The organism is Shewanella inventionis (assembly GCF_019931735.1).
Taxonomy (GTDB): Bacteria; Pseudomonadota; Gammaproteobacteria; order Enterobacterales; family Shewanellaceae; genus Shewanella; species Shewanella inventionis.
Genome location: NZ_CP082926.1, coordinates 1,107,671 through 1,134,528, shown reverse-complemented (window position 1 = coordinate 1,134,528; position 26,858 = coordinate 1,107,671). Strand labels below are relative to the sequence as shown.

Sequence of the window (26,858 nt, the reverse complement as noted above, 5' to 3'; positions counted from 1 at the left end):
CCATGAGGCACTAATGCCGTATACCAACGTATTTCTACAGATAAAAGAAAACCTGCAAATAGCTTATAGACAAGCCATTGATTCTGATGAGCGTTTAGACGAATTACGCAAAGCTGGTCACGGTAAGTTTGTGGCGATCTTTACTGAAGATCAAGGTTTTACTGAAAGCAGCAACCGTTTTTTGCCTTACGTACAAGAACTGGTTGCCGAATTTGATATCATGCAAAACAGTACTCACGTTGCCCCTGAAACACTCGAAAAATTTGTTAAAAAGCTGGCTACCCTGCTACAAACGTTACAAGTGTTTAAGCTCTCAAAATAAAGGCCAACAAGCATCATAACCGCTGAAGTACTCATCACTCATTGCGTTTATGATGTCATCGTTGGCGCTGTTCCCCTCACGGAGGGGAACACTTATCACATTTCACGTATTGCCGATCGATCCCACCGTAACTGAAATCTTTTTGTCATAATTTCGCCATAATATTGCCTGCCTCAGTAATACTATCGTGCACAAAGCTGCACGAAATTCAACATTGGCAATGCTAAGAGGCCTTAATCATGATCGCACCACACCTTGCCAACGCGCTTGAAGACATTATTGAACAACAGTCGATCGAGGCAGTATTTCAACCCATCTTTAATGTATCAACCAACCAACTTCATGGCTTTGAAGCACTCAGTCGCGGACCAAAAGACACTGAATTACATTCGCCTTTTGCATTATTTTCAACCGCAGAAAAGCAAGGGAAACTAAGTGAACTTGAAACCTTATGCCGCAATATTTCAATACATGCGTTTGATGCGAGACAACTTAACGGTAAATTATTCATTAATATTTCACCTAAGGCATTATTAGACCCAAACCATCCTAAAGGCATCACATTACAGTTAATCAAACAGCTCGGCATAGCCCCTAACAATGTAGTGATTGAACTGTCTGAGCAATATCCCGCAGACGACATTGATTTACTCAAATCATGCTTAAATCATTATCGTAATCAAGGTTTTTTAACTGCGATTGACGATCTTGGCGCTGGTTATTCTGGACTGCGTTTATGGTCCGAACTCGCACCTGATTATGTCAAAATTGATCGTCACTTTATTCATCAAATCGACACAACAGCTGTAAAGCAAGAGTTTGTACGCTCCATTGTCGAACTTTGTCAAAATCTAACATGTAAAGTGATTGCCGAAGGCATAGAAACCAATGAAGAACTCACAACCTTAAAACAATTAGGTGTGACCTATGGTCAAGGCTACTTTTTAGGCAAACCTGCTATTCAGCCTCAACAGCACTTTACCCATGACCAACCCAGTGTGATTTATCAGCCACATACGCGATACTGCGACACAGCAGAAAGTTTATGCATAAATGCAGTAACCGCTTCATCAAATACTCGGCTAAAAAAGCTCAGCTTACAATTTTCAGAGCAACCCGCATTGCAGGCCATTGTAATTGTTGATAACGACCTTGTGCTAGGCCTTGTCAATCGCAGTGCATTATTAGAATTATTTAGCACCCCATATGGCCGCTCACTTCACGAAAATCACCCAGCTCATATCGTCATGGATACTGAAGTACTACAAATAGAAGCTAATGAGCCATTAATCAATGTCAGCCAATTACTGACGTCAGATAGCGTTAACAACGTCGCACAACAATTTATTATTTTGCGTCACCAAAAACTTATCGGCATAGGTCACACAAAAGACTTGTTACAGCGGATAACAGAACACAGAATAAAGATGGCACGGCATGCAAACCCACTCACAAACTTGCCTGGTAACGTCCCCATACAGGAAGAACTTAAACGCCTAAAACTGCAAAATAAATCGTATTATTTAGCCTATTTAGACTTAAGCCACTTTAAACCCTATAACGATGTTTATGGATTTTTTCGTGGAGATGAAGTCATTCAATTATTGGCCCAATTATTACTTCCACATCAAAGCGATCAATGCTTTGTAGGCCATATTGGTGGCGATGATTTTGTAATGATAAGCATGCAAGATGATACGTTATTAACATGCCAAAGTATTATTGAACAATTTGAACAACATAAAATAAGTTTTTACCAGCACACTCATTGGCAGGCTCAATCCATGTCAGCTCATGACCGTCAAGGTCTTCCTTTTCAATATCCTTTGGTGTCATTATCTATTGGGGTGTTACCGCCCCAAATTACTCAGCATGCTACCGAGCATGAAATATCAACGCTAAGTGCCCAAGCTAAAAAACTTGCCAAAAGCGCTAGCAATGGGCTTTATCTATATGAGTAAAAGGCAAGGTTTATCAAAAGTAACCATTGCCTATAAAAAGTAACCATTGGTTATAATTTAGGTTCAACGCTCTTTTTCAACCAATCGTTAAACAAGGTCGTTTCATATTGGAATGGTCTGTCGTTTAAACGGTGCGAGTTATACATAAAGCTCATGTCGGTAATCTTCTCATCACCAGCAAGGATCACCTTATCGCCTTCATTAACGGTGTAACTAAACGTCGCTCTTGGTGGGTATAAATCCTTTACAATACGTAAATCGCCAGGCGTGGCACCAAAGGTTGGTCGCATATCACCGGCTAAATCTAGGTTCGTCACTTGCATATGCAAGGTTTGCCCAGGCTTAAGTGATTTTTCAGCCTGTTTGTTAATGTTTTTAGTAAGGGTGTCAAATAGGCGAGTCTCAAAACGAGATTGACGTTCGGTTGACGTTTTTATATCACGAAAATCCTTTGGACTTTGCCATTCAATTTTTACTACGCCAGCTTCAGTTATAGGATTAGGCTCAACGGCATCTTCAGCCATTGCGACTGGAGCCACAAATACAGACGCTAAAAGTAAATATTTTATATTCATAATTAATCTCCAATATGCCAACACGTTATCCCTATCAATGCCAATGCCGTAAATAGTGCAGTTGAAAAGCGATAGAATAACCTTGATATATCCACTTTAACGCCAACAAGCTGAACCAAGCCTTAACAGAATGGAGATTAAATGTGACACTTAAAATGGAAATCGAGCGCTCAATAAAGGATAGGTTTGGCGCATTATTTTAGGCTTAGTACTGAATTTTTTACCCACAGGCGTGTGTTGTCCTGACGGCACAAAAGGCAACTCTTGCCCTGTTCTGTCCTCATATATTTGCCCTGCGATAAGATCATAATCTTCCACAAAAGGATAGGCGTAATCGTCAACAAGAGGCCATTGGTCTAGTTCGCCCAAAATGTCAGGATTGGCTACTATTTTATCGTACCATTGCGGCCCTAAAGACAATAAAAAACATCTAAATTCAGTAAAAGCATAGTCGCTATCGCACCCAGCAATAATGTAAGCCGCCCCCCAGATTGACCACAAATAACTGCGACGCAATTGTTGACCAAACACTTTATCAAATGCTTTAAGCGACTCATCATCTAACACTTGTAACTTATCACGCAATTGTTGCGCAATTTCATCAGAAGATTGGTCAGGTTGTACACGTGTCACCAAGGCCCAAAAATCAGTTTCTGTCATCAAAATATACCCACATAGCGTGTTTGTGCGATATTCTACCTCAAAATTTCTCGCCAGATGACCAATATGAATCAGATAGTTCAATCCAACATGCCATTGAGAGTAAAAATACTCGTGGGATTGTATGCAATACTCACGCTTGTCGCTTTTTGGCGTATGACCACATTTTATGCTTTTGATTTGCTCACATTAGGTGTACTGCCGCTGTTGTTTGGCATCTTAACTCGAGCTAAATGGACTAAAGTCGTGCTGTTTTGCTACGCAGCCATACAAACTCTTGGGCTTGCCGCAATGACCACGACAGCGATTATTGCTTATCAAATAACGCCAAATGACGTAAACCTAGCATTTCAAGGTTACAATGTTCCGCTAATCCCGCTGTGGGTTCTGCTCGCCTCGCTGATAGGTTTTCAATGGTGGGTTGGATTATCAAAAACCACCCACGTTTATTTAGCGTCAAAACCATCTTAAGTGGCTTAACGGTGGATTATAATCAATGAATACCTTTAGCCCACATGTCCAACACAATAAAAACAACAACACAAAAATGGAACATTAATTATGGTAAGTTTATCTCCAAGCGAGCTGTCCATCTTATTAGTTGAACCCTCTGAAACACAAAGAAAAATTATTATTAACCGCTTACACCAAGAAAAAGTCACCAGCATACAAACGGCGGCCACGATAACCCAAGCTAAAGAGATCATTCAACGCCATAAACCTGATTTGATTGCCAGCGCTCTACACTTTGTTGACGGTGAATCTACAGAGTTATTGCAATACATAAAAAACACTCCAGAGTTAAGCGATATTCAATTTATGTTGGTCTCGAGCGAATGTCGCCGTGAGCAATTAGAAATATTTAGACAGTCTGGTGTTGTGGCGATTTTGCCAAAGCCATTTAACGCTGAGAATTTAGCCACAGCGCTCAATTCTACCGTAGACTTATTGAGTAATGATGAGCTCGATTTAAGCCATTTTGATGTACACAACATTCGAGTATTAGTGGTCGATGACAGCCGAATGGCTCGCAATGTTATTAAGCGTACTATTGGTAACTTAGGCATGCAGGATATCACTGAAGCCGTTGATGGTGAGCAAGCGATTAGCTTGATGAAAAACAACATGTACGACCTAGTTATCACCGACTACAACATGCCCTCGATAGATGGATTAGCCCTTACGCAATACATTCGTAACGAAAGCCAACAGTCTCATATCCCTATTCTCATGGTGTCATCTGAAGCAAACGACACTCACCTAAGTAATGTATTTAGCGCGGGCGTGAATGCATTATGTGACAAACCCTTTGAGCCGCAATTAGTTAAGAAAATTCTCTACCAATTACTCGAAGAGTAAATGACTTCGCAAATATGACGAATGATTTTGGCTTATTTTGCCCTAAAACCATTACAGATACTGAATTTATAAGATAAAGTGCTTTTAAACCTGCATGGCTTGTGGCATGTTAATGAGGTTTTAAAAAACACTTCTATGGAAAGCAGAGAATACCAATATGAACAAAAGTGAATTAATTGCAAAAATCGCAGAAAATGCAGAACTGACTAAAGCTGAAGCTGGCCGCGCACTAAAATCTTTCGAAGAAGCGGTAACTGAAGCCATGAAAAATGGTGATAAAATTTCTATCGTTGGTTTTGGTTCATTTGAAACCACCCAACGTGCTGCTCGTACTGGCCGTAACCCACAAACTGGCAAAGAAATTCAAATCGCAGCAGCGACAGTGCCTAAGTTTAAAGCGGGTAAAACATTAAAAGACAGCGTGAATTAATCTCGCTTATTCTTTTAAACGAAAACCTCCTTGTGGAGGTTTTTTTATGCATAAAATTTAACAAATACCAACAATTCATACCGTTTATAGCTTTATGTAAAATCATTATCAAAGATCCCTCATTGCACAAAAAAAGTGCAACACTGCATCATTAAGCCGCAACCGCTTTGCTGCAAAATGTAGCAAAGCACATTAAATCACTGATAAATAAAGACTAAAAAAAGTGGCACGCGATTAGCTAACTAGTGTTTAGACAAACCGACATTGAGTATGTTTAAACCATAAATAAATGACTCAGTGACAATAAAACATTAAGGGATGAAGATGAAAAAATCACTATATCAAGCAATTGCGTTATCAACAGGTTTACTATTGAGCGGCAGTGCCCTTGCTGAAGTCACTGGCAACATTGGCGCGACATCTAACTACTTATGGCGCGGCACCACGCAAACCAGCAATGAGGCAGCGATTCAAGGTGGTCTTGATTACGCACATGACTCTGGTTTTTATGCTGGAACTTGGGCATCTAACGTCGATTTTGGTGACGAAACCAGCTACGAATTAGATTTTTATGGTGGTTATGGTGGCAACTTCACAGAAGATTTAACTTACGATGTAAGTTACCTTTACTATGCTTACCCAGATGCGGGCGCGAGTATTGATTTTGGTGAAATCGCCATAGTATTAGGCTGGAAATGGTTAGACGTAGGCTACTCTCAAGTGGTTAATGCTGATTCTGATGTGTCTGGCGCATCAGACGAAAAAGATTGGAGCTACTTACAAGCTAACGCAAGCTTCCCTTTAACTGAAAAACTGAGCTTATCGTTCCACTACGGTTACTCACAAGGTGATGTTGTTGAAGACTTATTTGGTGACACCTACACGGATTACAATGTGACATTAAGCGCAGAAACAGATATTGGCACAATATCGTTTATGGCGTCAGATACTGACCTACCAGACAGCGATGCTAAAATTGTTTTAGGCTACTCATACGGCTTTACGCTGTAAGCTATCTTACTGTTTTAAAATAAAAAAATGCCATTGTTAACCGCAATGGCATTTTTATTTAAGCGATTATCATCACACATTTTTAGCAAGAATAAAAAATAATGCTAAGCTCAAAATGAAAGGTAAAAAAAGCTGCCCACAACAGTCAAAATAATTTACTTTTCTATTGGTATGTTTTTAGTTAGAAAGTGCTCATTGAATTTGTTTCGTTTTACCATTCAACTTGAGGGTTTCGTTATGGCTAATCTTACAGATCGAGTGCCAGATGACACAGAAATTGACGCGATGACTTCACCTAGAAACTCAAAATCGGCAGAGTCATTACAACATAAACGTCAAATCAAACGCAGGTTAGAGGACTTTCTCGAACAGGCGCAATTACGCAAAGCAATTGGCGATGACGACTTTTTCTAGTCATAAAAGGGATAATAAATTTATCCCTTTTTAATTTAATGCCACAACGCATTAACCTAACAACTCACGCATCAAGCTAACAGACACATGCTATTTAGTGCTTTTAGCGAATTGCGATTTTGATATCAGGCAATATTTTTAGCTGTTTTGCTACCCTGTCTGTTGGCTTGTGTTTGGGTAAGCAGTAACTCCGCTTTTGCGCCTAAATACACATAAATCCCCAAGCCAACTAACAAGCCAACAACCGCTAACATCATCAAAATTGCAGGTTCAATATATTGTTTTTCACCCAGTGACGCTTTAAACATAGTAAGCAGTGCCTCAATCGAAATCGCAATCAAAATTGTCGAAATAAATCGCGTGATCGTTCTGCGAGTCGAGCTATGCCTAAAAATATCTTTATGCATTAGCACTTCTTCTTCCAAAATGGTCTTACCCAAATCAAAAATAGCCAGTGCCAGGGTTAAAAAAATAATAATACCAAAGGGCTGCAAAGGGTCGTACCGAGCAGACGCCTGACTAAAAAGCGCATAAATATCTAACGTCACTGTCCACATTAATACTGTCACCAATACAAATAAACACAGCACGATTGCGGCATAAATACTTTTGAAAAACGGCGACATTTTACGCCGAGCACTGTCGCCCATCATAAACTCGATTAAACGGGTTAAATTGACATCAATCACTACAATACCAGCCTCACCACTTGATGATGTTAAAATTTGCGAGGCCGACAAACATAATCCACCGCCAGCATTAGACAAATAAGGGCGTGTAATATGAGCGGTGTTCGCCTCTGAAAGCTGGGTAAAATAAGGACGTTGACTCCTATCGGCTTGTTTTCCGTTATTCAGTAGCTTAATTTGTTGGTTTACCACACTAATATTAGGACTAACCTGTATTCCTTTTTCATCAAGTAAATAAATTAACTCCACAAAAGGATAACTGACTGCCATATCTTCAAACACTTTTGCAGATACGGGTTTATCGAATAAATTCACATCTCCCACACCGACCAAAATCGACTCAAGAAGCTCGTGTACCAGGTTTTCATATTCATGGTAGCGTTCAATAACGCTTAAATAACTCATTGCAGCCATATGCTTTCCTTTTTATCAACACGACAATCAAACAAAGCAGTTTTAGTGCCAAAAAGTATTAATTAATATTTACAGTTACTTAAGTAAAACATACAGCGATATTCTGCGACCTAAAAATTCAGATTGCACCAAACTAGGGCTAGGTTGCTTGCGTTTTTTTCATTGCAGTTTTGTGAACAACATCTGCTAATATAAGTAAAATATCAGGTATATAGATTAGGAAAAGACAATGTCTGAGTCTTTATTGCGTTATCAGCAAGATATTCGTCGTTTTTCTGATGAATTAATTCGTATCCAAGCACCGATTAAAATTTTAGATTCGATTAAATGGCCAAAACAAATTGAAGATGACTTCTTAGCAAAACAGACTAAAGAACTACCTAAAGTCAGCAATGATTTCTATCAATCGATTCCACTGTCATTTAATGCCGATCAAACACAAAGTGATTTACAAGGCCTAAAAAGTGCCATTGAAAAAGGCCTGGGTAAGCGCGATAAATTAGGCAAAATTTTGTTGGCTAATATTGACCAATACCGAATCGTAATTGATATGCTGCACAATCGTGGCAACCCTACCTTTGGTAAACTCAGCCAAGAACTCTATGGCAGTGCAAGTCATAAATTGCATGGTGATCGACATACACTAAGGCAGCTTGGCGACAGATTAAGCCATATATTTTCATTACCCGCAGCTCGCCATATGAGCCAGCGTCACCCCAAAATTGTTACAGCTCCCGAAGCTGTAGAAGTGCTCAGCGAGCGCTTAGTGAAGTATTTTCATAACGATGAAATCCACGTTAAATTGAGTGATGGTATAGCCTCAGATGCTGCGGTGGGTGGCGATACCGTTAAACTCAATACCCGCGCCATGTTTAGCGAGTCAGATCTTAATGTCTATGAAGTCCACGAGGGATGGGTTCATGTGGGCACCACGCTAAACGGCCGTGCTCAGCCACATGCTACCTGGCTTAGTGTCGGATCGCCCCGAGTCACCGCGTCACAAGAAGGCTTGGCCGTGTTGATGGAAATGCTCACGTTAAGCTCAAACCCTGGGCGAGCGCGGCGAATTAGCGACCGCGTTTCAGCGGTTGATATGGCAGAGCAAGGGGCCGATTTTATTGAAGTCTACCGCTATTTTAGAAACCTTAACTTAAGCTCAAAAGACAGTTATCGTGTTACTCAACGTGTGTTTCGCGGCGGTATGGTCGGTGGCGGCAGCTTTTTTACTAAAGATATTTCCTATGTGCGAGGCTACGTTGAAAACATTAACTTTATCCGCAGCGCAATAAGCACAGGCCTGCCAGAACTTATCCCAATGCTATTTTTAGGCAAGCTCGCCATTGAAGATATTCCGGTACTGTATCAGGCATTCCAAGAAGGCATCATCGCCAAACCGAAATATTTACCGCCAATGTTTGAAGATATTAGCGGGTTGTACGCCTGGTTTGGTTTTGCTTCAGGCATTGGCAACATCGATCTTAAAGGGGTGCAACGACACTTTGCACGTCAGTTTAAAAATGTGGCCCCTACAACGACGGTCGATTTATTCGAAGACTCTGAATTTGATAACAACTTCGAATAAGTAGTATTGGCTAAGTGTGCTGTACATCACACTTAGCCTGCTCATCAAACGTATAATGTAATCATATCCTTGTATGAGGTCGCTATGAAACATCTGCTATTTGTTGGGTTAATTTTTAGCTTAGCGCTCATCAAGGGTTGCACACCAATTGAGCCCGATGAAGCGCTTGGTACATTAGAACGCGACCGAGTGCTATTGCGTGCAACAGCGGCAGAAATCATCACCGCCCAGCCGATCAAAAAAGGCATGCAGATCAGCACAGGTGATTTATTAGTTCAATTTGATACACACAAACAAGCCGCACGTTTAGCTGTTATGCAAGCCGAGGTAGTAAAAGCACAGGCCTATTTATTAAAGCTTACCAATGGTGAACGCCCAGAAGATATTGCCAGTGCTAACTCTGCCCTAAAAAGTGCCAATGCAGCCAAAATAGAAGCGCAAAAGTCATATCAACGCACAGCCAGTTTATTAACGAAGCGTTTAGTGAGTGAAGCCGAACGCGACCGCGCATTAGCCCTTCGAGACAAAGCCAATGCCGAATACGATGCCGCAAACGATCGATTAACCATTTTAATTAAAGGCGTTCGCCAAGAAGATATATTTCAAGCCCAGGCAGCATTAGATGCCGCGAACGCCAATTTACGTTATGAGCAACAGGTATACAGCGACTTGAGTATCCGCGCAACGCGCAACGGGGTCCTAGACAACCTACCTTACAATGTCGGCGAGCGCGTCCCGCTCAGTGCGGTAGTTGCGGTAATTCAGGCAGACAGCGCCCCGTATGCCAGAGTGTACATTCCTGAGCCTTACGCCGCTAAACTTCAAATCGGTCAAGCCTTGCCAGTAAAAATTGACGGATTCGATAAGCCATTTGCCGGTAAATTGCGTTGGATGAGTACAGAACCTGCATTTACACCTTATTACGCCCTCAATCAAAGCGACCGTTCACGACTAGCTTTTTTAGCCGAAATAAATTTAGATGACTCAGCACGCGATCTTCCGACTGGTATTCCTGCTCAAGTAATTTTACCGGCACCAAAATGAATCACACAACAGACCCGCAATGGGTAATTAAGGCTGATAATCTTACCAAGCGATTTGGCGACTTTATTGCGGTTGAGTCTTTAAATCTGTACGTCCCTAAGGGCCATATATATGGATTTTTAGGCCCTAACGGCTGTGGCAAATCCACCACCATTAGAATGCTAACAGGCCTATTAACGCCAAGTGAAGGCAACATCAATGTAATGGGATTAGCCATTCCTAAGCAAGCCGAAGCGTTGCGCCATAAGATAGGCTATATGACGCAAAAATTTTCGCTTTATGACGATCTCACCGTCAAAGAAAACCTGCAATTTATTGGCCGAATTTACGGCATAGACGCCCAAGAATGTAAAAAGCGCATTGATCAACTGCAAAGCACTTATAAGCTCAACCAATACCAACATCAACTTGCTGGCACCCTAAGTGGCGGCCAGCGGCAACGGCTTGCACTGGCCTGTGCCTGTTTAAACCAGCCCAAATTATTGTTTTTAGATGAGCCCACATCCGCGGTCGATCCACAAAATCGACGTGATTTTTGGGAGCAATTATTCGACTTGTCTGAACAAGGCACCAGTATTTTGGTCACCACTCACTATATGGATGAAGCCGAGCGCTGCCATAAAATAGCCATTATGGAAAAAGGAACAATTAAAGCTGACGACACACCAAAAACGTTAATGGACAATATCAATGCTCACGTAGTAGAAATTACCACAACGGATTTAAGGCAATTAAAACAAGCATTAAGCACGTTGGCAGAAATACAGTCAGCAGCACAATTAGGCCATCGGCTTAGAGTATTAGTCAGTAAGCACATTAACGACCCTATCTGTTGGGTAATGCATCAATGCCAACTGCACCATCGCCCGCTTCAGCAGCAAGACATCCGCCTAGTCACGGCAAACTTAGAAGACGTGTTTGTCAGTCATACCGGACAAAACCCCAACCTACACAAACAGGAGGGTTAATTGCATGCTACACACCATACGCAATAGTTATATGCGGATGCTTGCCATCACAACCAAAGAAATTAAACAGCTGAGTCGTGACCGCATCACCTTTGCAATGGTCATTATGATCCCGCTGATCCAATTATTGCTATTTGGTTATGCTATTAATACTGATGTGCGAGCAATCCCCGTTGCTATTGTTGATCAAAGTGACTCGGCTGCAGGAAGGTGGATAGTAGAAGCCATTAAAGTCACTCAAGTTGTCGATATCAAAAACCACTTCACGACAGCAGAACAAGCCCAGGCAGCCATTCGGCGCGGTGACATAAAAGCCGCGTTAATTTTACCCCCCACCTTAACGGCCAAAATGGCCAACAATGAACCCATTGGTCAATGGATTGTCGATGGGTCGGACACCATGATAGCCGGTGCGATTAAACAGCTCAAAAACATGTCACTCAATGATATTATGCCCAGCATAAGTAGCACTCAATCTCGGTTTGAAGTCAGCCTGTTTTATAATCCTGAACAACGCTCTGCGGTCAATATTGTACCTGGATTGATTGCCGTGATCCTGACCATGACCATGGTGCTATTTACATCATCCGCCATTGTGCGTGAAAGAGAGCGCGGCAATTTAGAATTGCTGATCACCACCCCAATTAAACCGCTTGAACTGATGATAGGTAAAATTCTACCGTATATTGTTATTGGCCTAGTACAAATGACCATTATTTTAGGGCTAGGTAACCTTATTTTTGCAGTGCCCATCAACGGTGCCATCTGCCATTTATTGCTCGGCACATTATTATTTATCACCGCGAGTCTCACACTAGGTTTAATCATTTCAACCATTGCCAAAACTCAGCTTCAAGCCATGCAAATGACCATTTTTATCCTACTGCCCACAATATTACTGTCTGGATTTATCACCCCATTAGAAGCCATGCCAACCGCAGCACAGTGGATAGCAGAAATATTACCCGGCACCCATTTTATGCGGGTCATCAGGGCAATCGTGTTGAAAGGCGCGACCTTAATGGACCTTATTGACGATATTATCTGGCTCGTTGGGTTTACCTTGATAGGGCTAGGGGTGGCTGCAAAACGCTTTAATAAACGATTAGATTAACCTCCTAATACGCTGATGTTTAGGAGGTTAGCAAAGTAAAGCTGATGTTGACGGGGGGGTAATTAAAAATCTCTATTAACAGAATAAGCTTCGCCGTTACATTCTATATAAACGTTACAAGACAAATCTGCAAGCCGGCCACATTGCTTCACCACAATACCATTACCGCCACGCTGCAAAACCTGTAATTTGAGTGTTTTTACCATCGATGACAGACTGGGTAAATAATCTAACTTAGCCGGATCTAGTGAGTTTTCACAATATGATGTTGTCACATCACCTATAAATTGAGCTCTCAATCTCGACAATTCTTCTAAAGTATATGTGTCCACTTTACCCACTTTGACACTATCCAATGCAACCTCGCCGGCATTGGTTTTAATAGACAAATTAGCGCAACCAGATACAAGTAAAATCGCTAACACAGATGTACCCAATGCGGTAAAAAAAACTTTATTCATATTAAATCCTTTTAAAAAAAAGCATGCTCATCACCATAATGAACATGCTTAACACTGAGTATTTATCGGGGATCTGTTACCCTTTTAAGATGCATTTCATCTCTAAAAGTTCAACAGCCCATAATTACCAACACATTAGCTTTGCGCTTTTAAGGCACGCTGCTTAATAAAATACTCTCTTGTTAAACTAAACACTATCGGGCTGAGCAATACTAATGCAATTAAGTTAGGGATCGCCATCATGGCATTTAATGTGTCGGCTAATAACCAGATAAACTCTAACGAACTCACCGCACCTAATGGTACAACTAAGGTCCAAATTAAACGAAATGGCTTAACGGCTTTCTCACCTAATAGGTACTGAACGCACTTTTCGCTATAAAAGCTCCACCCTAAAATCGTAGTAAATGCAAAAATAGCTAAAGCAATTGCCACAATATAATTTCCCATAGGCAATGCATGCGAAAATGCATACGAGGTTAATGCCGCACCATTTTCACCCGAGGTCCACGCACCGGACACAATAATGGCCAAACCGGTAATAGAACACACAATAATGGTATCAATAAATGTACCTAGCATGGCCACTAACCCCTGCTTAACAGGATTGTTGGTTTGTGCTGCCGCATGAGCAATAGGCGCACTACCCAAACCGGCTTCATTTGAAAACACACCACGTGCAACACCAAAACGAATTGCAGCCCACACTGCTGCGCCAGCAAAGCCACCTTGAGCAGCAACCGGGTTAAAGGCACTTTCAACAATTAACATAAAGGCTGCTGGCACCTGGTCGGCATACACCACTAACACAGCAAGCCCTGCTGTGATATAAAACACTGTCATTAAGGGGACTAATTTACCCGCAACCTCAGCAATACGTCTAATGCCGCCCATAAGCACAGCACCCACAAGTAGCATAAGCACCACACCAGTTACCCAGCTTGGCACATTAAAATTGCTGCTTAACGCATCGGCTACAGAGTTAGCCTGTACCGTGTTACCAATACCAAAGCCGGCAATAGATCCAAAAATAGCAAATGCAGTACCGAGCCATGCCCACTTACTGCCTAACCCATTTTTAATGTAATACATCGGGCCGCCAACATGATTGCCGTTAGCATCTGTTTCACGAAACTTGACCGCCAATACGGCCTCAGAAAACTTGGTCGCCATGCCCACAAGAGCAGTACACCACATCCAAAATAATGCCCCGGGGCCACCTATAAAAATTGCCGTTGCAACTCCGGCAATATTACCTGTACCAATGGTTGCAGATAACGAGGTCATCAATGCATTAAACGGGCTCACATCGCCTTTTTCACTGTCGTCGGTCACCTGACGGCCAGACCACAATAATTTAAAGCCTCTGCCTAACTTTAAAATCGGCATCAACTTAAGCCCAATAGACAGGAATAACCCTACCCCTAAAATCATCACCAGCATGGGGACACCCCAAACAATGCTGTTGACCGTGCTGATAATACTTGTGATTGCTTCCATGAAAAACCTCATACAGAGTAATGATTTATGCCCAAAGGTATTGTTATTAGTATTATTGTTTTATTCGTTATTTTTATGATGATTTCAGCGGCCCAACCCCGCCACCATAATGCAATCTTTTAGGTTACCCCGATTACGTCGACCAAGGCAACCTAAGACAATAAGTTATGAAACATCTTCAACTAGCAATAGGTTACGGTTTTTCCAACACCACTTTTAACGTATCTAACCCTTGCTGCAAATCAGCACCAATCATGGCTTCAAAGTCGACAAATAAAAACATCAAGTTCATGGGGTAATCCATATGACCACTAAACCCCCAATCCACTTTGGTTTGCTGAGCATTCAGCTCTTCGGTCGTCATGTATGCGGGCTCTGTTGCTTCAAATGGCGAAATAAAGCGTAATTCAAAGTCGATTCGCTTACCTTCATCAATGGCAATAATCTCTTGCTCCCCAACCCCAACATCGGGGTTTTCACTTGCCCAAGCAGACACAAAACCGACCGTGGCATCTGTGCCTCGATAGGTTTTAACCATTTCGGGGTCCATTTGTGCCCATTTACTAAAGTTATCTTGGTTTTTAAGATGCTTCACATAGTCAAAAACCTCAGCGACAGGCTTGTCTATGGTGACGGTGCGGATTACGGAGTAATTAGTTTTGATAAACAACGCGGCGATAAAAGGGATGGCGATAACAACAGCAAGCCCTAGGAGAATTTTTTTTAACATTATTATTATCCTCAAATTATTGAGGTTTTAGTATACCTAGCAAGCAGTTGTAAACAACAAAAAATTAACAATTGAACGCATACGGGGAAAGACGCATTGATTAAGGAATAAAAATGTCTACCGCAGACGATTGAGCCACCGAGCATTGCGCTATGTCTGCTAAACAGGCAGCACAGACGCACTGTTCAGAACCAATCACCTTATCAGGGTGCGCCTCAACATACTGTTTAACCAACTCAACGGCATGATAAGCAGTGTCAACGCACCAACAACGTGAAATATCTTGTCCCGACGCCATTGCACAGGCATTTCGTTGCTGGCAAATCGGGCAAAGGCTTGCAAGCTCGGTCATACATTACCCCCAATAAGACTGCGCTTTAAAGCATACACCAAAAATAAAAAAGCCTTCTGTAACCATGCTACAAAAGGCATTAAACATAAACACTATTGCTCATTAAATTACTTTGGACGAACACCTAGCGTATGGCAAATCGCATAGGTTAATTCTGCACGGTTAAGGGTATAAAAATGAAAATCCTTAACACCTTCACGAGCTAACACTTTAACCATATCAATTGCTACGTTAGCACCCACTAATTGGCGAGTACCAGGATCATCATCTAGGCCGTCGAATTGACGATGTAGCCAATTTGGAATAGCCACATTGGTCATATCAGCAAAACGTTTGGTTTGTTTAAAGTTGGTCACAGGCAAGATACCCGGGATAATTTCAACATCGATGCCCGCTGTTACGCAGCGGTCACGAAAACGCAAATAAGATTCAACATCATAAAAAAACTGGGTGATCGCACGGTTAGCACCCGCATCAATTTTTTTCTTTAAATTAATCAGATCAGCTTGAGCATTACGAGCATCGGGATGCACTTCTGGATAGGCTGCTACAGAAATATCAAAATCGGCAACAGAACGAAGTAAGCGCACTAAATCATTAGCAAAACGTGTAGGCTTAGGGCTGCCCTCTGGTAAATCGCCACGCAAAGCAACAATGTCTCTAATACCAGAATTCCAATAGTGCTTAGCAAGCTCAATCAGTTCTTCATCGCTTGCATCAACTAGAGTTAAATGCGGCGCTGCAAGTAAGTTTGTTTCTTTTTGAATCCGCTCAATAACACCATGAGTACGGTCTCTTACACCAGAGTTCGCACCATAAGTCACTGAAACGAACTTAGGGTTTAATGGCTCTAAACGACGAATAGAATTCCATAAAATATCTTCCATTTCTGGTGTTGAAGGAGGAAAAAACTCAAATGACACATTAATATCATTTAGCTCAGACAAGCTCTGATTTAACGACTGGGCATGTTGCGCGTGATGAAAAGCCATTATGTATTCCTTCAACTTCTAATATAAAAACTTGGAGTCTATACCAAGCAGCTTAAATGATATCGCCAACTTATCATTTAGCCGTTTGGACGTCTATATGTCCATATACTAGTTTAACTGCATACTAAGTCAAGCTAAAAAAACCACCAATGAAAAGATTTAACTTTCCTTGTCGTAAAAATTCAACTATCACTAGCCTCGAAAAACAAAAAAACGACCTTGAGGTCGCTTTTTATCTTATTAACGCTATTTGATTGACTGCAAACTTACAGATTTAAAATCAATATATTAAATGATTTTAATTGTTTATTCGTAGTCTGAGGCGTAAGTCTCTTCATAGGTATGAGAGTAAAACTCGAATAAGTTACCAAATGGATCTTCTAGATAAACCATTTTTGCTGGTTTACTGTCGTCTTCAGGGTGGTAACGCATAATGTCCATACGTACCTTGCCACCATACTGCTCGGTACGCGCAATAGCGCCTTCAAAGTCATCAGTTTGCAAACAAAAGTGGAAAATACCAAGACGAGTAAAATCAACAATATGACGTTCTTGACGATCAACCATTTCAAATAACTCAACACCAATTCCATCGGTTGTCACTAAATGTGCAATATTAAAGCCTTTAAACCCTTCACCAAATACAGCAATACACATTTTACCAATAGCTGTTTTGCGCTCTTCTAGCACCTTGGTATTACCCATAACCACTCGTAAGCCCAGCGCTTTGGTATAAAACTCAACGGCTTTATCCATATCGCCAACCATCAACCCTACATGATTCATTTTCATAACTTACTCCTAAAACACTCTTGATTAATTCATCATTTGTTTCGATAGAGTCATGTTACGGTACACCTAGTATTAATAAAAATTATCAATTTTTATTAATTTGATAATTTTTATTAATATGTAAATTACGTTTATTCCGTAGTTAAGCTCAGCAGAAAAGAGAATATTAACGAGAATAAAGCCAATTGAGTGTTATAGGCGCCATATTTGTAAGATTATTGCTGCTTCTGTCTTTCAATTTCGAGCTCGATTAATAATGCACAATGAGCATCATTTGCAGCATACTTTTTCTGGTGTTCATGTAGAGGGTATATTGACCAATTTGATTGCTGAGCACTTTTAGATAAGCGTTGTTTAAATAACATTGCGACCGCAACTCGAGCACCAACACGTTGCTTAACATGGGCAAAACGCATCACTTTTAACGAAAGCTCTTCGGTATTAACTAGGCTAATTCCAAATTTTCTCAAGAGAATTTTTTTGTCTTCTTTTAATCCAAAGCCGACTTTTTTTATTTTAGGGTCAGACAGCACGTCACTAATGTCAGTAAAGTGTTCATAAAACTGAGTCGGAAATAAAAACACGTTAGATTGGGTGGCAATTTGAATTAAATGAGGCCCATCACTTACCTCACCTTTTATAAAACAGGGTTTACTCTCGGTATCAAAGCCTAAACAGGAATGCTTTTTTAACTCTGCTACGGCACTCATTGCATCAGCTTTAGTGGTAATAACGATGACATTCTCAAGGCCAACCCCATCATAAAGCGGTAACTCACGAATTTGCGCCTTTGTTGGCCTTTCCATTGGATATCCTTTAAATACAAAGCCGCACTATGAATAGATAAAAAAAAGACCATTTGGCATGGTCTTTTTTATCGTACTACTCTTGCAGTAAATCCTTACAAATATGCACTAGGTCGGATTGCACCGCCGCAGCTGTCACCTCACGCCCAGCGCCTGGGCCACGAATAATCAGCGGGTTTCCTTGGTAAAAGGCACTGCGAATAACAAACACATTATCCCCAGGTGTTAAATTTGCATAAGGGTGATGATTATCAACCCACTGTAAACCAACCTCAGCTTGCAACTTACCCTCAACCCGATCTAAAGAGGCAACGTAACGTAGCACTTTATCTTGTTCTGCAGCCGCAGCATATTGTTGCAACAAATCATCATCAAGCTCGCTAATTCGTGGCAAAAACTCTTCTAGCGACAACTCTGCTAACGCTTTTGGCACCAATGAGTTAAGTGTAATGTCATCAAGCTCAACGGCCAGACCAATTTCACGAGCTAAAATAAGCAATTTTCGCTGCATATCTCGACCCGATAAGTCATCACGAGGATCAGGCTCTGTAATCCCTAAACCGCGAGCCTCTAATACCAATTCAGAAAACGGTTTGCTGCCGTCATAATTTTCAAATAACCAACATAAAGTACCCGAAAATATGCCGCCAACGGCTTCTATTCGATCGCCACTGTTACGCAAATCGTTTAACGCATGTTGAATCGGTAAGCCCGCACCACAACTAGCGTTATAACGCCAAAACAATCGACGATTGCTAAGCTGTTGCTTTAATTCACGGTAAAAAGGTAGTGGGCCTGAACCGGCCAACTTATTGGCACTCACCACATGAATACCGCGGGCAAATAACTCTGGGTACTGCAAGGTTAATGTTGCACTGGCGCTAATGTCTAATGCCACGATTTCATCACAAGATAACTGCGCGAGTTGCGCAAATAACTTGTCATAATCCCACTGTGTACCGTGTTGTTGAAAGTCTTGCTGCCAATGATTAAGGTTAATGCCGTCATTGGTAATAAGTGCTTTTTGAGAACCCACAACACCAATAAGCTCAACAGTTGCTTCTAATTCACGATCTAACGTTGGGCTGGCACGTTTAAATAAATCAATCCAGGCCTCACCGATATTGCCAACACCAAGCAGTAGCACACCAATTCGCATTTTAGGGCCAGCACAACGACGATGGACTTTTTGAGTTAATAAGCTTACCTGTGCTTGTGGCACTAGCGTGACCAAGCTAAGCGAGTCTTGATAAATGGGTTTCGCATCACGGCTTAATAATCGAGCAAAGCTACGTCTAAAATGATGCGCATCTGCACTGACTAACGCAACTAATCCCAAATCTGTTTGTATTGTTAACTCTTCAATGGCCCATTGTTCAGCGTGTTTAGTTAATAGGGCTTGTACTTGTTTTTGGCTTTCTAGGGTAAATGCCAATTCAAACTTATGCTGAGCTAATTCCCAATATGCCAGAGGGGTTAAACCTGCTGCATCGAGAAGACTTAACAAAGGAGCTAGATTGGTGTTCATTTTAAAACTAAACAGCACCACTTCATTTAAGTTGGTGACCACGGGGGCACTGGCTGATGAGCTTAAAGGAGCAATGAGCGTAAAGTCAGTGTGCGACGCATAACTTGAACGTACCGCTAAACTCACTTCGGTATTAAATAATGGTTGTAATGTGCGCGAGTGTAAAACAGGAGAGCCTAAGCGAGCAAGGCGATCTGCTTCTGCTAATGACATGCTTTTTAACAACTTAGCATCGTTGATTTTATTAGGGTCAGCATTAAACACCCCTTCAACATCGGTCCAAATCGTTACACGCTCAATGTCAGCTAAACTGGCAATTAACGTAGCGCTAAAGTCAGAACCATTGCGGCCTAGCAATAAAGTATCACCTTGGCGGTTGGCACAAATAAATCCAGTGATCACTAAGCGTTCTTGTGGGTGCAACGCTAATAATGCCTGAACTTTATCGCGCGACTCTTGCACTAAAATATTAGGCACAGCACCTTCGTCGGCAACCAAAATAGAGCATGCATCAACATGCGTAGCGGCTACGCCAGTTTCGCGCAGTAAAGCCGCCATTAATCTCGCAGACCAACGTTCACCAAAGCTCACAACCTGATTTAATTGATAATCGTTAAGCTGTGCTAACGACAATAGGCTAACAAGTTGCGACTTATCTGTAGATAAACGCTCACGCAAATCACGTGCCTGTTCATTTGACAATAATTGCTCAATTAATGTTTGTTGGTAACTAATTAATACTTGCAACTCTTCTTGCCAAAGTTGGCCGCTATCACGCAAACTCAATAATTTATATAAGAAGTTGGTGGTTTTACCGGCAGCAGACACCACCACAAGATCATCACTGTTACCATGAGTGAGCAAAATATGGGCAACACGGCGATAACAATCAGCATCAGCTAAACTAGAACCACCAAACTTATGTAAATGACCTCGCGCCATTGCGCACTCCTTAAACAACTACGACTTTTAAATGCGGCTGCTATTTTACTTTGTTTCTACAAAACTACAGCTAATATAAACGTAAATTAAGCTATTTTATTGCTGCTACGGCAGCTAAACCGGCGTTAATATCGGCAACTAAATCTTGCGCATCTTCAATGCCGACAGATAGTCTCAATAAAGTGTCTTTAATGCCAGCCTCTTGGCGTGCTTCTGCATCCATTGCCCTGTGGGTCATCGTGGCTGGAACGGCGACTAAACTTTCCACCCCGCCTAAACTTTCAGCAACACTAAACAAAGATAATGCTCCCAAAAACGCCACTACTTCTGCTTCGCCGCCTTGCAATTCAAAACTTAACATAGCACCAAACCCATGTTGTTGTTTTGCCGCAATTTCGTGACCTGGATGGTCTTTTAAACCTGGATAGTACACTTTAGCAACTACATCGCTGGCATTAAGTAGTGCAACAATTTGTTGTGCATTACGTTGATGCTCACGAATACGCACAGCAAGTGTGCGCAAACCGCGTAACGTTAAATAACTGTCAAACGCAGAGCCGGTTAACCCCAAGGTATTTGACCACCAATGTAGCAGCTCGCCTAATTCAGGGTCTTTAGCCACAACCGCACCACCTACCACATCACTGTGGCCATTGATGTATTTCGTGGTTGAATGAATAACAATGTCAGCTCCGAGCAATAATGGTTGCTGCAATATTGGCGATAAAAAAGTGTTATCTACTGTCACTAATGCGCCTACGTCATGGCAAGCACGGCTAATAGCTTCGATATCAACGACACGCAGTAAAGGATTTGACGGAGTTTCTAGCCATACCATTTTGGGTTTTTGAGCAATTGCCCGGCTTAATGCCTGAGCATCGGTTTGATCGACCACCACTAATTTAAATTGGCCTTTTTTCGCCAAATTGGTAAACAGACGGTAACTGCCACCATAGCAATCGTGTGGCACCACTAATAAATCATCTGGGCCAAGTAAACTGGTTACTAAGGTGATTGCAGCCATACCAGTACAGGTCACGACCCCTGTAGCGCCTTGCTCAAGGTTGGCGAGCGCATCACCTAAAATGTTACGTGTTGGATTACCCGAACGGCTATAGTCAAATTCGCGCGGATTTTTATGGCCATCAAACGAATAATTGGTCGACAAATAAATGGGTGGAACCACTGCTCCATGTTGTGTGTCTGATTCAATACCCTGGCGAACAGCCATTGTGGCGCTTTGATACTTAGTCATAATGACTCCTAAAAAATTTCGCAAACACACTCAAGAGATGTCTAGACGTCCAAATTTACCTAAGAGACCTGAGTTCGTCAACCAGTTTTAGCCATTTAGACGTCTAAACATAAAGAAATCTATTTGCAATCGTCAAGAAATAGTAGCAATAATTTGACTAGAGATTGTAAGGGGTTAAAATCTGCCCCGTATTTATCGTTAAGGGTAAGTTAATGACTGAATGGAATGGCGAATATATCAGCCCCTATGCCGAACACGGCAAAAAAAATGAGCAAGTAAAAAAGATTACGGTTTCTATCCCTTTAAAAGTATTAAAAGTACTAACAGATGAGCGGACTCGTCGTCAGATAAATAATCTACGACATGCCACTAATAGTGAACTGCTATGCGAAGCGTTTTTGCATGCATACACAGGACAACCATTACCAAATGACGGCGACTTATCAAAAGATGAGCCTGATAGCATTCCTAGTGAAGCGAAAAAGTTGATGGATGAAATGGGTATCGAGTGGGAAGAGCTCGAATAACACTTACGCTAATCAATAGACTTTGAAACTGCCCAAGAAGCAGTCATGTTTTTATAGAGAATTAAATGATGTCATTTATCGAACCATCAACGTTGATACTGGCATCAGTAATCGTTTTTTTTGGCGCGCTAACCCAAAGCTTAATTGGTTTTGGGTTAGCCGTTGTTGCTAGCCCCTTACTCTATATTGTTAACCCCCAACTTGTCCCCGTTCCCATCATTGTGATGGGATTTGCCATTTCAGCAATGACCTTATTCAGAGAACGCGGCCACCTGCAATTTAATGGATTGCAATATGCTTTACTGGGCCGAATACCCGGTGGATTTATAGGTGCAGGCTTATTACTGTTTGCCCCACAAGCCATACTCGGGTTAATTATTGCGGCCATTGTATACATTGCCGTTATGCTCAGTGTTTACAAAATTACCGCTCCAATTAACCGAATAAGCTTATTTATTGCAGGTATATTCTCAGGCATTTTTGGTAATATCGCCGCCATCGGTGGTCCACCTATGGCCATTTTGCTCGCCGGGCAAGATGCCAACCAATTTAGAGCCGCATTGTCAGCCTTTTTTGTGTTCAGTTCGCTCATTGCGTTTGCAATTTTAGCTGTCGTCGGCCTGGTTGAGATAAAACATCTGTGGTTGTCATTACTGTTATTACCATCCGTGATTGGCGGCTACCTTGTATCCGGCTTGCTCATTAACCATATCGATAAAAATAAAACCCGCATCGCCACATTAGTATTATGCAGTATCAGCGCAACAGTGCTCGCGATAAAATCCATGAGTGCGCTCATTCACTAAAGTGTTCTCATTGAATTTTTAGGGTCTGTTGATCTTTCAAGGTTGTTTTGCAGCAAATTGTTGCCCATTACTCATATATAACTGCGCAGCAGAGACTTTGAGGTGCAGTTATTCTTTATAAAAAGTCGATACCGCACTAAAAATGGCCAATAAACGCTGCCCAAAGGGTTCGGCTAAAAACGTTTTACTCTTTGTTGAATGACTCTTTGCAAATAAAGAGTTGCTTAGATGGCTAGGCATCAATCCGTTCGTCTCAATTTACACGTTTTTAACTCGAACAAAATTCAATCTGCAAAGATGAACAGACCCAAGTACGCCCTATCACTTCGTCAATGCCGAAACAATCGATCCTGATCACACCCTATTCATTAGATTTTTTTCAATTAACTTTTTTTCAATTAGATTTTTCTCATAGATCTGATCTACCTCAAATTAACACTACTCACTTTTAGGTAACATTGTTTACAGCAAAGAAATAGTAACTATTGCTAACGTACAACCTATAAAAAGCCCTAAGAGGATAAAGATGATGAACACTTATATGAAAGTTGGTATCGCGATCGCCATTGCATTATCTCTTGGTAGCCAGGCCATGGCTGCTGATGGTGGCAACCCTAAAAAAGGTAAACACCTTTATAAAAAAGAATGTAAAGCCTGCCACACTGCCAATAGCGAAGGTCCATAACTCACCCCAATGAGCAAAACCATGAGCCAATGGGATCGTTTCTTTACACGCGACAAGCATAAAGCTAAACCAGCTATTTTTGAGGCACTGTCTGAACAAGAACTGAAAGATATTCAACAGTTTTTATATGACCATGCGGCCGACTCTGACCAGCCAGCAACCTGCGGCTAAATACATGCTGACAACCTTTTTTAGATAAAAGCAGACAGCATTTAACAACCCAATAGCACAAACGGTGGGGCTTAGCCTCAGGGAACCTTACAACCAAAATTTGCTTATTTGATTAAATATCAAGCAAATATGGGGAGAAACATCATGAGAACACTTATCTCTATACTGGTCGCCAATGCATTATTTATGAGTGGTGCAAGCTTGGCTGCCGATAACGATGCACAAAAAATTGCTGAACTAGAACAACAACTAGCGGATATTTCTGAAGATTTAGACTATTTAAATTCACGCGTAGACAAAACAGAACGCCACAGCGCATTAGACAGATTAGAAATTACCGGAGATTTTAGAACTCGAGCTCATTCATTACACTATCAAAATGTCACTTGGAACCCAGCCATTAATGTTAACTTTTCTGATTTTGCCGCTAAAGCTATGGCAGGAGAGTTTGGTGATCCAAGCAGTGCAAGCTCGCCTTTAGGGCAAATGATGGCCGCCAACCCAGACTTAGCCACCGCGTTTCAAAGCGGCATGCTTCAGGGAATTATGCCAATGGCGTTAGGCACCCCCACACAGCAAGATATTAATAATGATATTTTTTACACAACACGCCTTCGTCTCAACCTTAATGCCAAAGTGTGGGACAACGTCAGTTTTGCAGGTCGCCTAACCATGTATAAAAGTTGGGGCGACTCTACCGGTGTTAAAGTGTTCGACTCTTGGAACTCTTTCACCATGGATGGCACCAGCAGCGGCAGCACAAGTGGTGACGAACTGAAAGTTGAACGCGCCTATTTCAACTGGAAAGACATCAATGGTAGTGGCGCCTATCTGTCGATTGGTCGTCGCCCCTCAACCTACGGCCCACCAAGCCACTACCGCGAAAATGAATTACGTGGCGGCACCCCTTCTGGCCACCTAGTTAACTTTAACTTCGACGGCGCAACCCTAGGTTATGATCTAACCGATATTACCGGCATTGAAGGTCAAACCGTCCGTTTTTGTTACGGCCAAGGCTTTGAATCACAATACGGCAACGGCGAACTCTTCGGCGACATTATCACCAAAGACACCCATCTAGGCGGATTTAATATCGACGTCCTTAATGACGGTAATCATTTCTTACAGTTCACCTTATTCGGTGCCAAAGATGTTAATGATGGCTTTACTGGCACCATGGCATTCCCCACGCAACTCGCGAGTATCTTTGCCCCAACCATGTACCAAGATATGCAAAAGTTTGAAAACTTTAATTTTGTCACTCGAGTACAACCTAGGGTCTGTTGATCTTTCGTGATGGCTTTTTAAGCAGCATGGTAAGGCGTTATAATTTGTTTCGCCAAAAATAAACGATAACTCCATACCATGCCGAGACTAATGCTAACTGATAAGTGGTGGCAAAAGCTACTTCAACTGATGAAGAACACTGGCCGCATCTATAATAAATCTGAACATAGAATGACCTTTGAAGGAATTCTTTACCGCTTGCGAACAGGAGTTCCATGGCGTGATCTTCCAACAGAGTTTGGGGACTGGAGCACTGTTTATCGTCGCTTTAATCTGTGGTCTAAAAAAGGCCTGTTAGATATACTATTCAAAGAGTTATCAAAACTTTCCGATTATGATTGGGTGTTTGCAGACGGCTCAATAGTCAAAGCTCATCAGCATAGCGCAGGAGCTGCGACACCAGATAATGAGTGTATTGGAAAGAGTCGCGGCGGTAACTCAACGAAAATTCATTTGGTCGTGGATAGCGGTGGATTACCAATCTATTTCGAGCTATCAGAAGGCCAGAGAAATGATATTGCTCGTGCCGAGAGTCTTGTTGACCACCTTAAGGAGGTCAACGTATTTATCGCTGATAAAGGCTATGACAGCGACGCTTTAAGGGCATATGTCAATTCTAAAGGTGGCAAAACCGTTATACCGAAGCGAAATTATGGGCAAGATATCGACAAAGAAAGCATGGATTGGTGTCTCTACAAGTATCGACATTTGGTTGAGAATGCTTTCGCGAGGATAAAGCACTTCCGAGCAATATCAACAAGATATGATAAGTTAGCAAGAAATTACGCCAGTATGGTATCACTGGCGTTTACTATAATGTGGCTGCCGATGTATTGTTGAATAAAATGTGTACAGCAAAGATCAACAGACCCTAGTGACGTCATTGGCGACATGTATCTTGGTGGCCTAGGTTATGCCTATGAATCAGATGAAGACATGAAATGGTTTGCCTCATTCGGTTGGACCAGAGCAGAGCCTAGCGGTAATACCGGTATGTTTGGCGGCATGCTAAGTGATGCCGTATTTGAGGCTGAGCTTAACAGCACAGGTACAGAAATCATTATGGTACCAACAGAGACTGTCGACAGCGATACAAAAGACGGTTATGGGGTTTATGTGGGTATGCAAATGCCAGCACCTTACGGCAAATTTGGACTTGAATATAACTATGGTTCTAAATACTGGAGCCCGTTTACTCAGGCACAAGACGACCCAATAGGCAGTAAACTAGCCACTCGCGGTCATGTGGCAGAAGCATATTATATCTTTGATATTAATCCAAAAATGTTTATCAAGCTAGCCGGTTTGTATTACGACTATGAATATACAGGCAGTGGTTCTCCTGTTGGCGCACCACAAAAAGTCGACGATGTGATTGCCGGAACGGCCTACTCAATGTTGCCAGTAGTAGACACCGCCTACGACATTAACGCATCACTGACCATCAACTTCTAACTTGAACTTCACATTGGCCCCCCTGA

At 41.8% G+C, this 26,858-nt stretch carries 27 protein-coding genes and 2 pseudogenes; 17 read left to right on the top strand and 12 right to left on the bottom strand.

Going from position 1 to position 26,858, the window contains the following annotated elements; genetic code table 11:
- Positions 1-13 precede the first annotated feature (13 nt).
- Together K8B83_RS05205 and K8B83_RS05200 are read left to right on the top strand one after the other, a co-directional pair.
- On the top strand, positions 14-322 hold the full coding sequence (locus K8B83_RS05205; RefSeq protein WP_188736232.1) for a prephenate dehydrogenase: 309 nt from the start codon (positions 14-16) through the stop codon (positions 320-322).
- Between the two features lie 239 nt (positions 323-561).
- Complete coding sequence (locus K8B83_RS05200; RefSeq protein ID WP_188736231.1) at positions 562-2,283, top strand: GGDEF domain-containing protein; 1,722 nt, start codon at positions 562-564, stop codon at positions 2,281-2,283.
- A 50-nt stretch (positions 2,284-2,333) separates the two neighbouring features.
- On the opposite strand, the gene K8B83_RS05195 is transcribed toward K8B83_RS05200, so the two are convergent.
- Both K8B83_RS05195 and K8B83_RS05190 read right to left on the bottom strand, forming a co-directional pair.
- Complete coding sequence (locus K8B83_RS05195; protein ID WP_188736229.1) at positions 2,334-2,858, bottom strand: DUF3016 domain-containing protein; 525 nt, start codon at positions 2,856-2,858, stop codon at positions 2,334-2,336.
- A 150-nt stretch (positions 2,859-3,008) separates the two neighbouring features.
- Positions 3,009-3,518: a DUF4240 domain-containing protein gene (locus K8B83_RS05190; RefSeq protein WP_188736226.1), complete on the bottom strand. Its 510-nt coding sequence runs from the start codon at positions 3,516-3,518 to the stop codon at positions 3,009-3,011.
- 66 nt (positions 3,519-3,584) lie between these two features.
- On the opposite strand from K8B83_RS05190, the gene K8B83_RS05185 reads away from it, so the two are divergent.
- The 5 genes from K8B83_RS05185 (at position 3,585) to K8B83_RS05165 (ending at position 6,732) form a co-directional block, all read left to right on the top strand.
- On the top strand, positions 3,585-3,989 hold the full coding sequence (locus K8B83_RS05185) for a hypothetical protein (protein ID WP_223419284.1): 405 nt from the start codon (positions 3,585-3,587) through the stop codon (positions 3,987-3,989).
- Positions 3,990-4,079: 90 nt separating this feature from the next.
- A complete protein-coding gene (locus K8B83_RS05180; protein WP_188736222.1) occupies positions 4,080-4,877 on the top strand; it encodes a response regulator in 798 nt (265 codons plus the stop codon).
- 157 nt (positions 4,878-5,034) lie between these two features.
- The gene (locus tag K8B83_RS05175) at positions 5,035-5,307 is read left to right on the top strand and encodes an HU family DNA-binding protein (RefSeq protein WP_011638950.1); all 273 of its coding nucleotides are present in this window, start codon (positions 5,035-5,037) and stop codon (positions 5,305-5,307) included.
- Between the two features lie 324 nt (positions 5,308-5,631).
- On the top strand, positions 5,632-6,318 hold the full coding sequence (locus K8B83_RS05170) for a TorF family putative porin (RefSeq protein ID WP_188736221.1): 687 nt from the start codon (positions 5,632-5,634) through the stop codon (positions 6,316-6,318).
- A gap of 237 nt (positions 6,319-6,555) precedes the next feature.
- The gene (locus tag K8B83_RS05165; RefSeq protein ID WP_188736219.1) at positions 6,556-6,732 is read left to right on the top strand and encodes a PA3496 family putative envelope integrity protein; all 177 of its coding nucleotides are present in this window, start codon (positions 6,556-6,558) and stop codon (positions 6,730-6,732) included.
- A gap of 125 nt (positions 6,733-6,857) precedes the next feature.
- Here the strand turns inward: K8B83_RS05165 and K8B83_RS05160 are convergent, their stop codons facing one another.
- Positions 6,858-7,835: a PDC sensor domain-containing protein gene (locus tag K8B83_RS05160; RefSeq protein WP_188736218.1), complete on the bottom strand. Its 978-nt coding sequence runs from the start codon at positions 7,833-7,835 to the stop codon at positions 6,858-6,860.
- A gap of 229 nt (positions 7,836-8,064) precedes the next feature.
- On the opposite strand from K8B83_RS05160, the gene K8B83_RS05155 reads away from it, so the two are divergent.
- From K8B83_RS05155 to K8B83_RS05140, 4 genes are all read left to right on the top strand, one after another.
- Positions 8,065-9,417, top strand: a complete 1,353-nt coding sequence (locus K8B83_RS05155) for a flavohemoglobin expression-modulating QEGLA motif protein (RefSeq protein ID WP_188736216.1) — start codon at positions 8,065-8,067, stop codon at positions 9,415-9,417.
- Positions 9,418-9,501: 84 nt separating this feature from the next.
- On the top strand, positions 9,502-10,461 hold the full coding sequence (locus K8B83_RS05150) for an HlyD family secretion protein (protein WP_188736214.1): 960 nt from the start codon (positions 9,502-9,504) through the stop codon (positions 10,459-10,461).
- Positions 10,458-11,429: an ABC transporter ATP-binding protein gene (locus K8B83_RS05145; RefSeq protein WP_188736212.1), complete on the top strand. Its 972-nt coding sequence runs from the start codon at positions 10,458-10,460 to the stop codon at positions 11,427-11,429. Before K8B83_RS05150 ends, K8B83_RS05145 begins: the two co-directional genes overlap by 4 nt.
- 4 nt (positions 11,430-11,433) lie before the next feature.
- Positions 11,434-12,543, top strand: a complete 1,110-nt coding sequence (locus K8B83_RS05140; RefSeq protein WP_188736209.1) for an ABC transporter permease — start codon at positions 11,434-11,436, stop codon at positions 12,541-12,543.
- A 62-nt stretch (positions 12,544-12,605) separates the two neighbouring features.
- Here K8B83_RS05140 and K8B83_RS05135 read toward each other — a convergent pair whose 3' ends face one another.
- The 9 genes from K8B83_RS05135 to metB form a co-directional block, all read right to left on the bottom strand.
- Entirely contained in the window at positions 12,606-13,004 is a 399-nt protein-coding gene (locus K8B83_RS05135) for a hypothetical protein (RefSeq protein WP_188736207.1), read from the bottom strand.
- Positions 13,005-13,139: 135 nt separating this feature from the next.
- A complete protein-coding gene (locus tag K8B83_RS05130) occupies positions 13,140-14,504 on the bottom strand; it encodes an alanine/glycine:cation symporter family protein (protein WP_188736205.1) in 1,365 nt (454 codons plus the stop codon).
- A 193-nt stretch (positions 14,505-14,697) separates the two neighbouring features.
- Complete coding sequence (locus K8B83_RS05125) at positions 14,698-15,234, bottom strand: SRPBCC family protein (protein ID WP_188736202.1); 537 nt, start codon at positions 15,232-15,234, stop codon at positions 14,698-14,700.
- 100 nt (positions 15,235-15,334) lie between these two features.
- Positions 15,335-15,586, bottom strand: coding sequence for a cysteine-rich CWC family protein (locus K8B83_RS05120; protein WP_188736200.1), 252 nt, complete (start codon positions 15,584-15,586; stop codon positions 15,335-15,337).
- A 107-nt stretch (positions 15,587-15,693) separates the two neighbouring features.
- Positions 15,694-16,578, bottom strand: coding sequence for a methylenetetrahydrofolate reductase (gene metF, locus K8B83_RS05115; RefSeq protein WP_188736198.1), 885 nt, complete (start codon positions 16,576-16,578; stop codon positions 15,694-15,696).
- Between the two features lie 306 nt (positions 16,579-16,884).
- The gene (locus K8B83_RS05110; RefSeq protein ID WP_188736196.1) at positions 16,885-17,370 is read right to left on the bottom strand and encodes a VOC family protein; all 486 of its coding nucleotides are present in this window, start codon (positions 17,368-17,370) and stop codon (positions 16,885-16,887) included.
- A gap of 215 nt (positions 17,371-17,585) precedes the next feature.
- Complete coding sequence (locus K8B83_RS05105; RefSeq protein WP_188736194.1) at positions 17,586-18,176, bottom strand: 3'-5' exonuclease; 591 nt, start codon at positions 18,174-18,176, stop codon at positions 17,586-17,588.
- Between the two features lie 76 nt (positions 18,177-18,252).
- Positions 18,253-20,646: a bifunctional aspartate kinase/homoserine dehydrogenase II gene (locus K8B83_RS05100; protein ID WP_188736190.1), complete on the bottom strand. Its 2,394-nt coding sequence runs from the start codon at positions 20,644-20,646 to the stop codon at positions 18,253-18,255.
- Between the two features lie 91 nt (positions 20,647-20,737).
- On the bottom strand, positions 20,738-21,901 hold the full coding sequence (gene metB, locus K8B83_RS05095) for a cystathionine gamma-synthase (RefSeq protein WP_188736188.1): 1,164 nt from the start codon (positions 21,899-21,901) through the stop codon (positions 20,738-20,740).
- Positions 21,902-22,113: 212 nt separating this feature from the next.
- Here metB and metJ point away from each other — a divergent pair, with 212 nt between their 5' ends.
- The 6 genes and pseudogenes from metJ to K8B83_RS05060 all read left to right on the top strand — a co-directional run bounded on the left by metJ (position 22,114) and on the right by K8B83_RS05060 (position 26,832).
- The gene (gene metJ / locus K8B83_RS05090) at positions 22,114-22,428 is read left to right on the top strand and encodes a met regulon transcriptional regulator MetJ (RefSeq protein WP_188736186.1); all 315 of its coding nucleotides are present in this window, start codon (positions 22,114-22,116) and stop codon (positions 22,426-22,428) included.
- A 65-nt stretch (positions 22,429-22,493) separates the two neighbouring features.
- Complete coding sequence (locus tag K8B83_RS05085) at positions 22,494-23,234, top strand: sulfite exporter TauE/SafE family protein (RefSeq protein WP_188736184.1); 741 nt, start codon at positions 22,494-22,496, stop codon at positions 23,232-23,234.
- 526 nt (positions 23,235-23,760) lie between these two features.
- Positions 23,761-24,090, top strand: a pseudogene (locus tag K8B83_RS05075) (c-type cytochrome).
- 144 nt (positions 24,091-24,234) lie between these two features.
- Positions 24,235-25,365, top strand: a pseudogene (locus K8B83_RS05070) (DUF3373 family protein); the annotation flags it as partial.
- Positions 25,366-25,455: 90 nt separating this feature from the next.
- Positions 25,456-26,217, top strand: a complete 762-nt coding sequence (locus K8B83_RS05065) for an IS5 family transposase (protein ID WP_223417353.1) — start codon at positions 25,456-25,458, stop codon at positions 26,215-26,217.
- Positions 26,218-26,832: a DUF3373 domain-containing protein gene (locus tag K8B83_RS05060; protein ID WP_263283596.1), complete on the top strand. Its 615-nt coding sequence runs from the start codon at positions 26,218-26,220 to the stop codon at positions 26,830-26,832.
- Positions 26,833-26,858 lie beyond the last annotated feature (26 nt).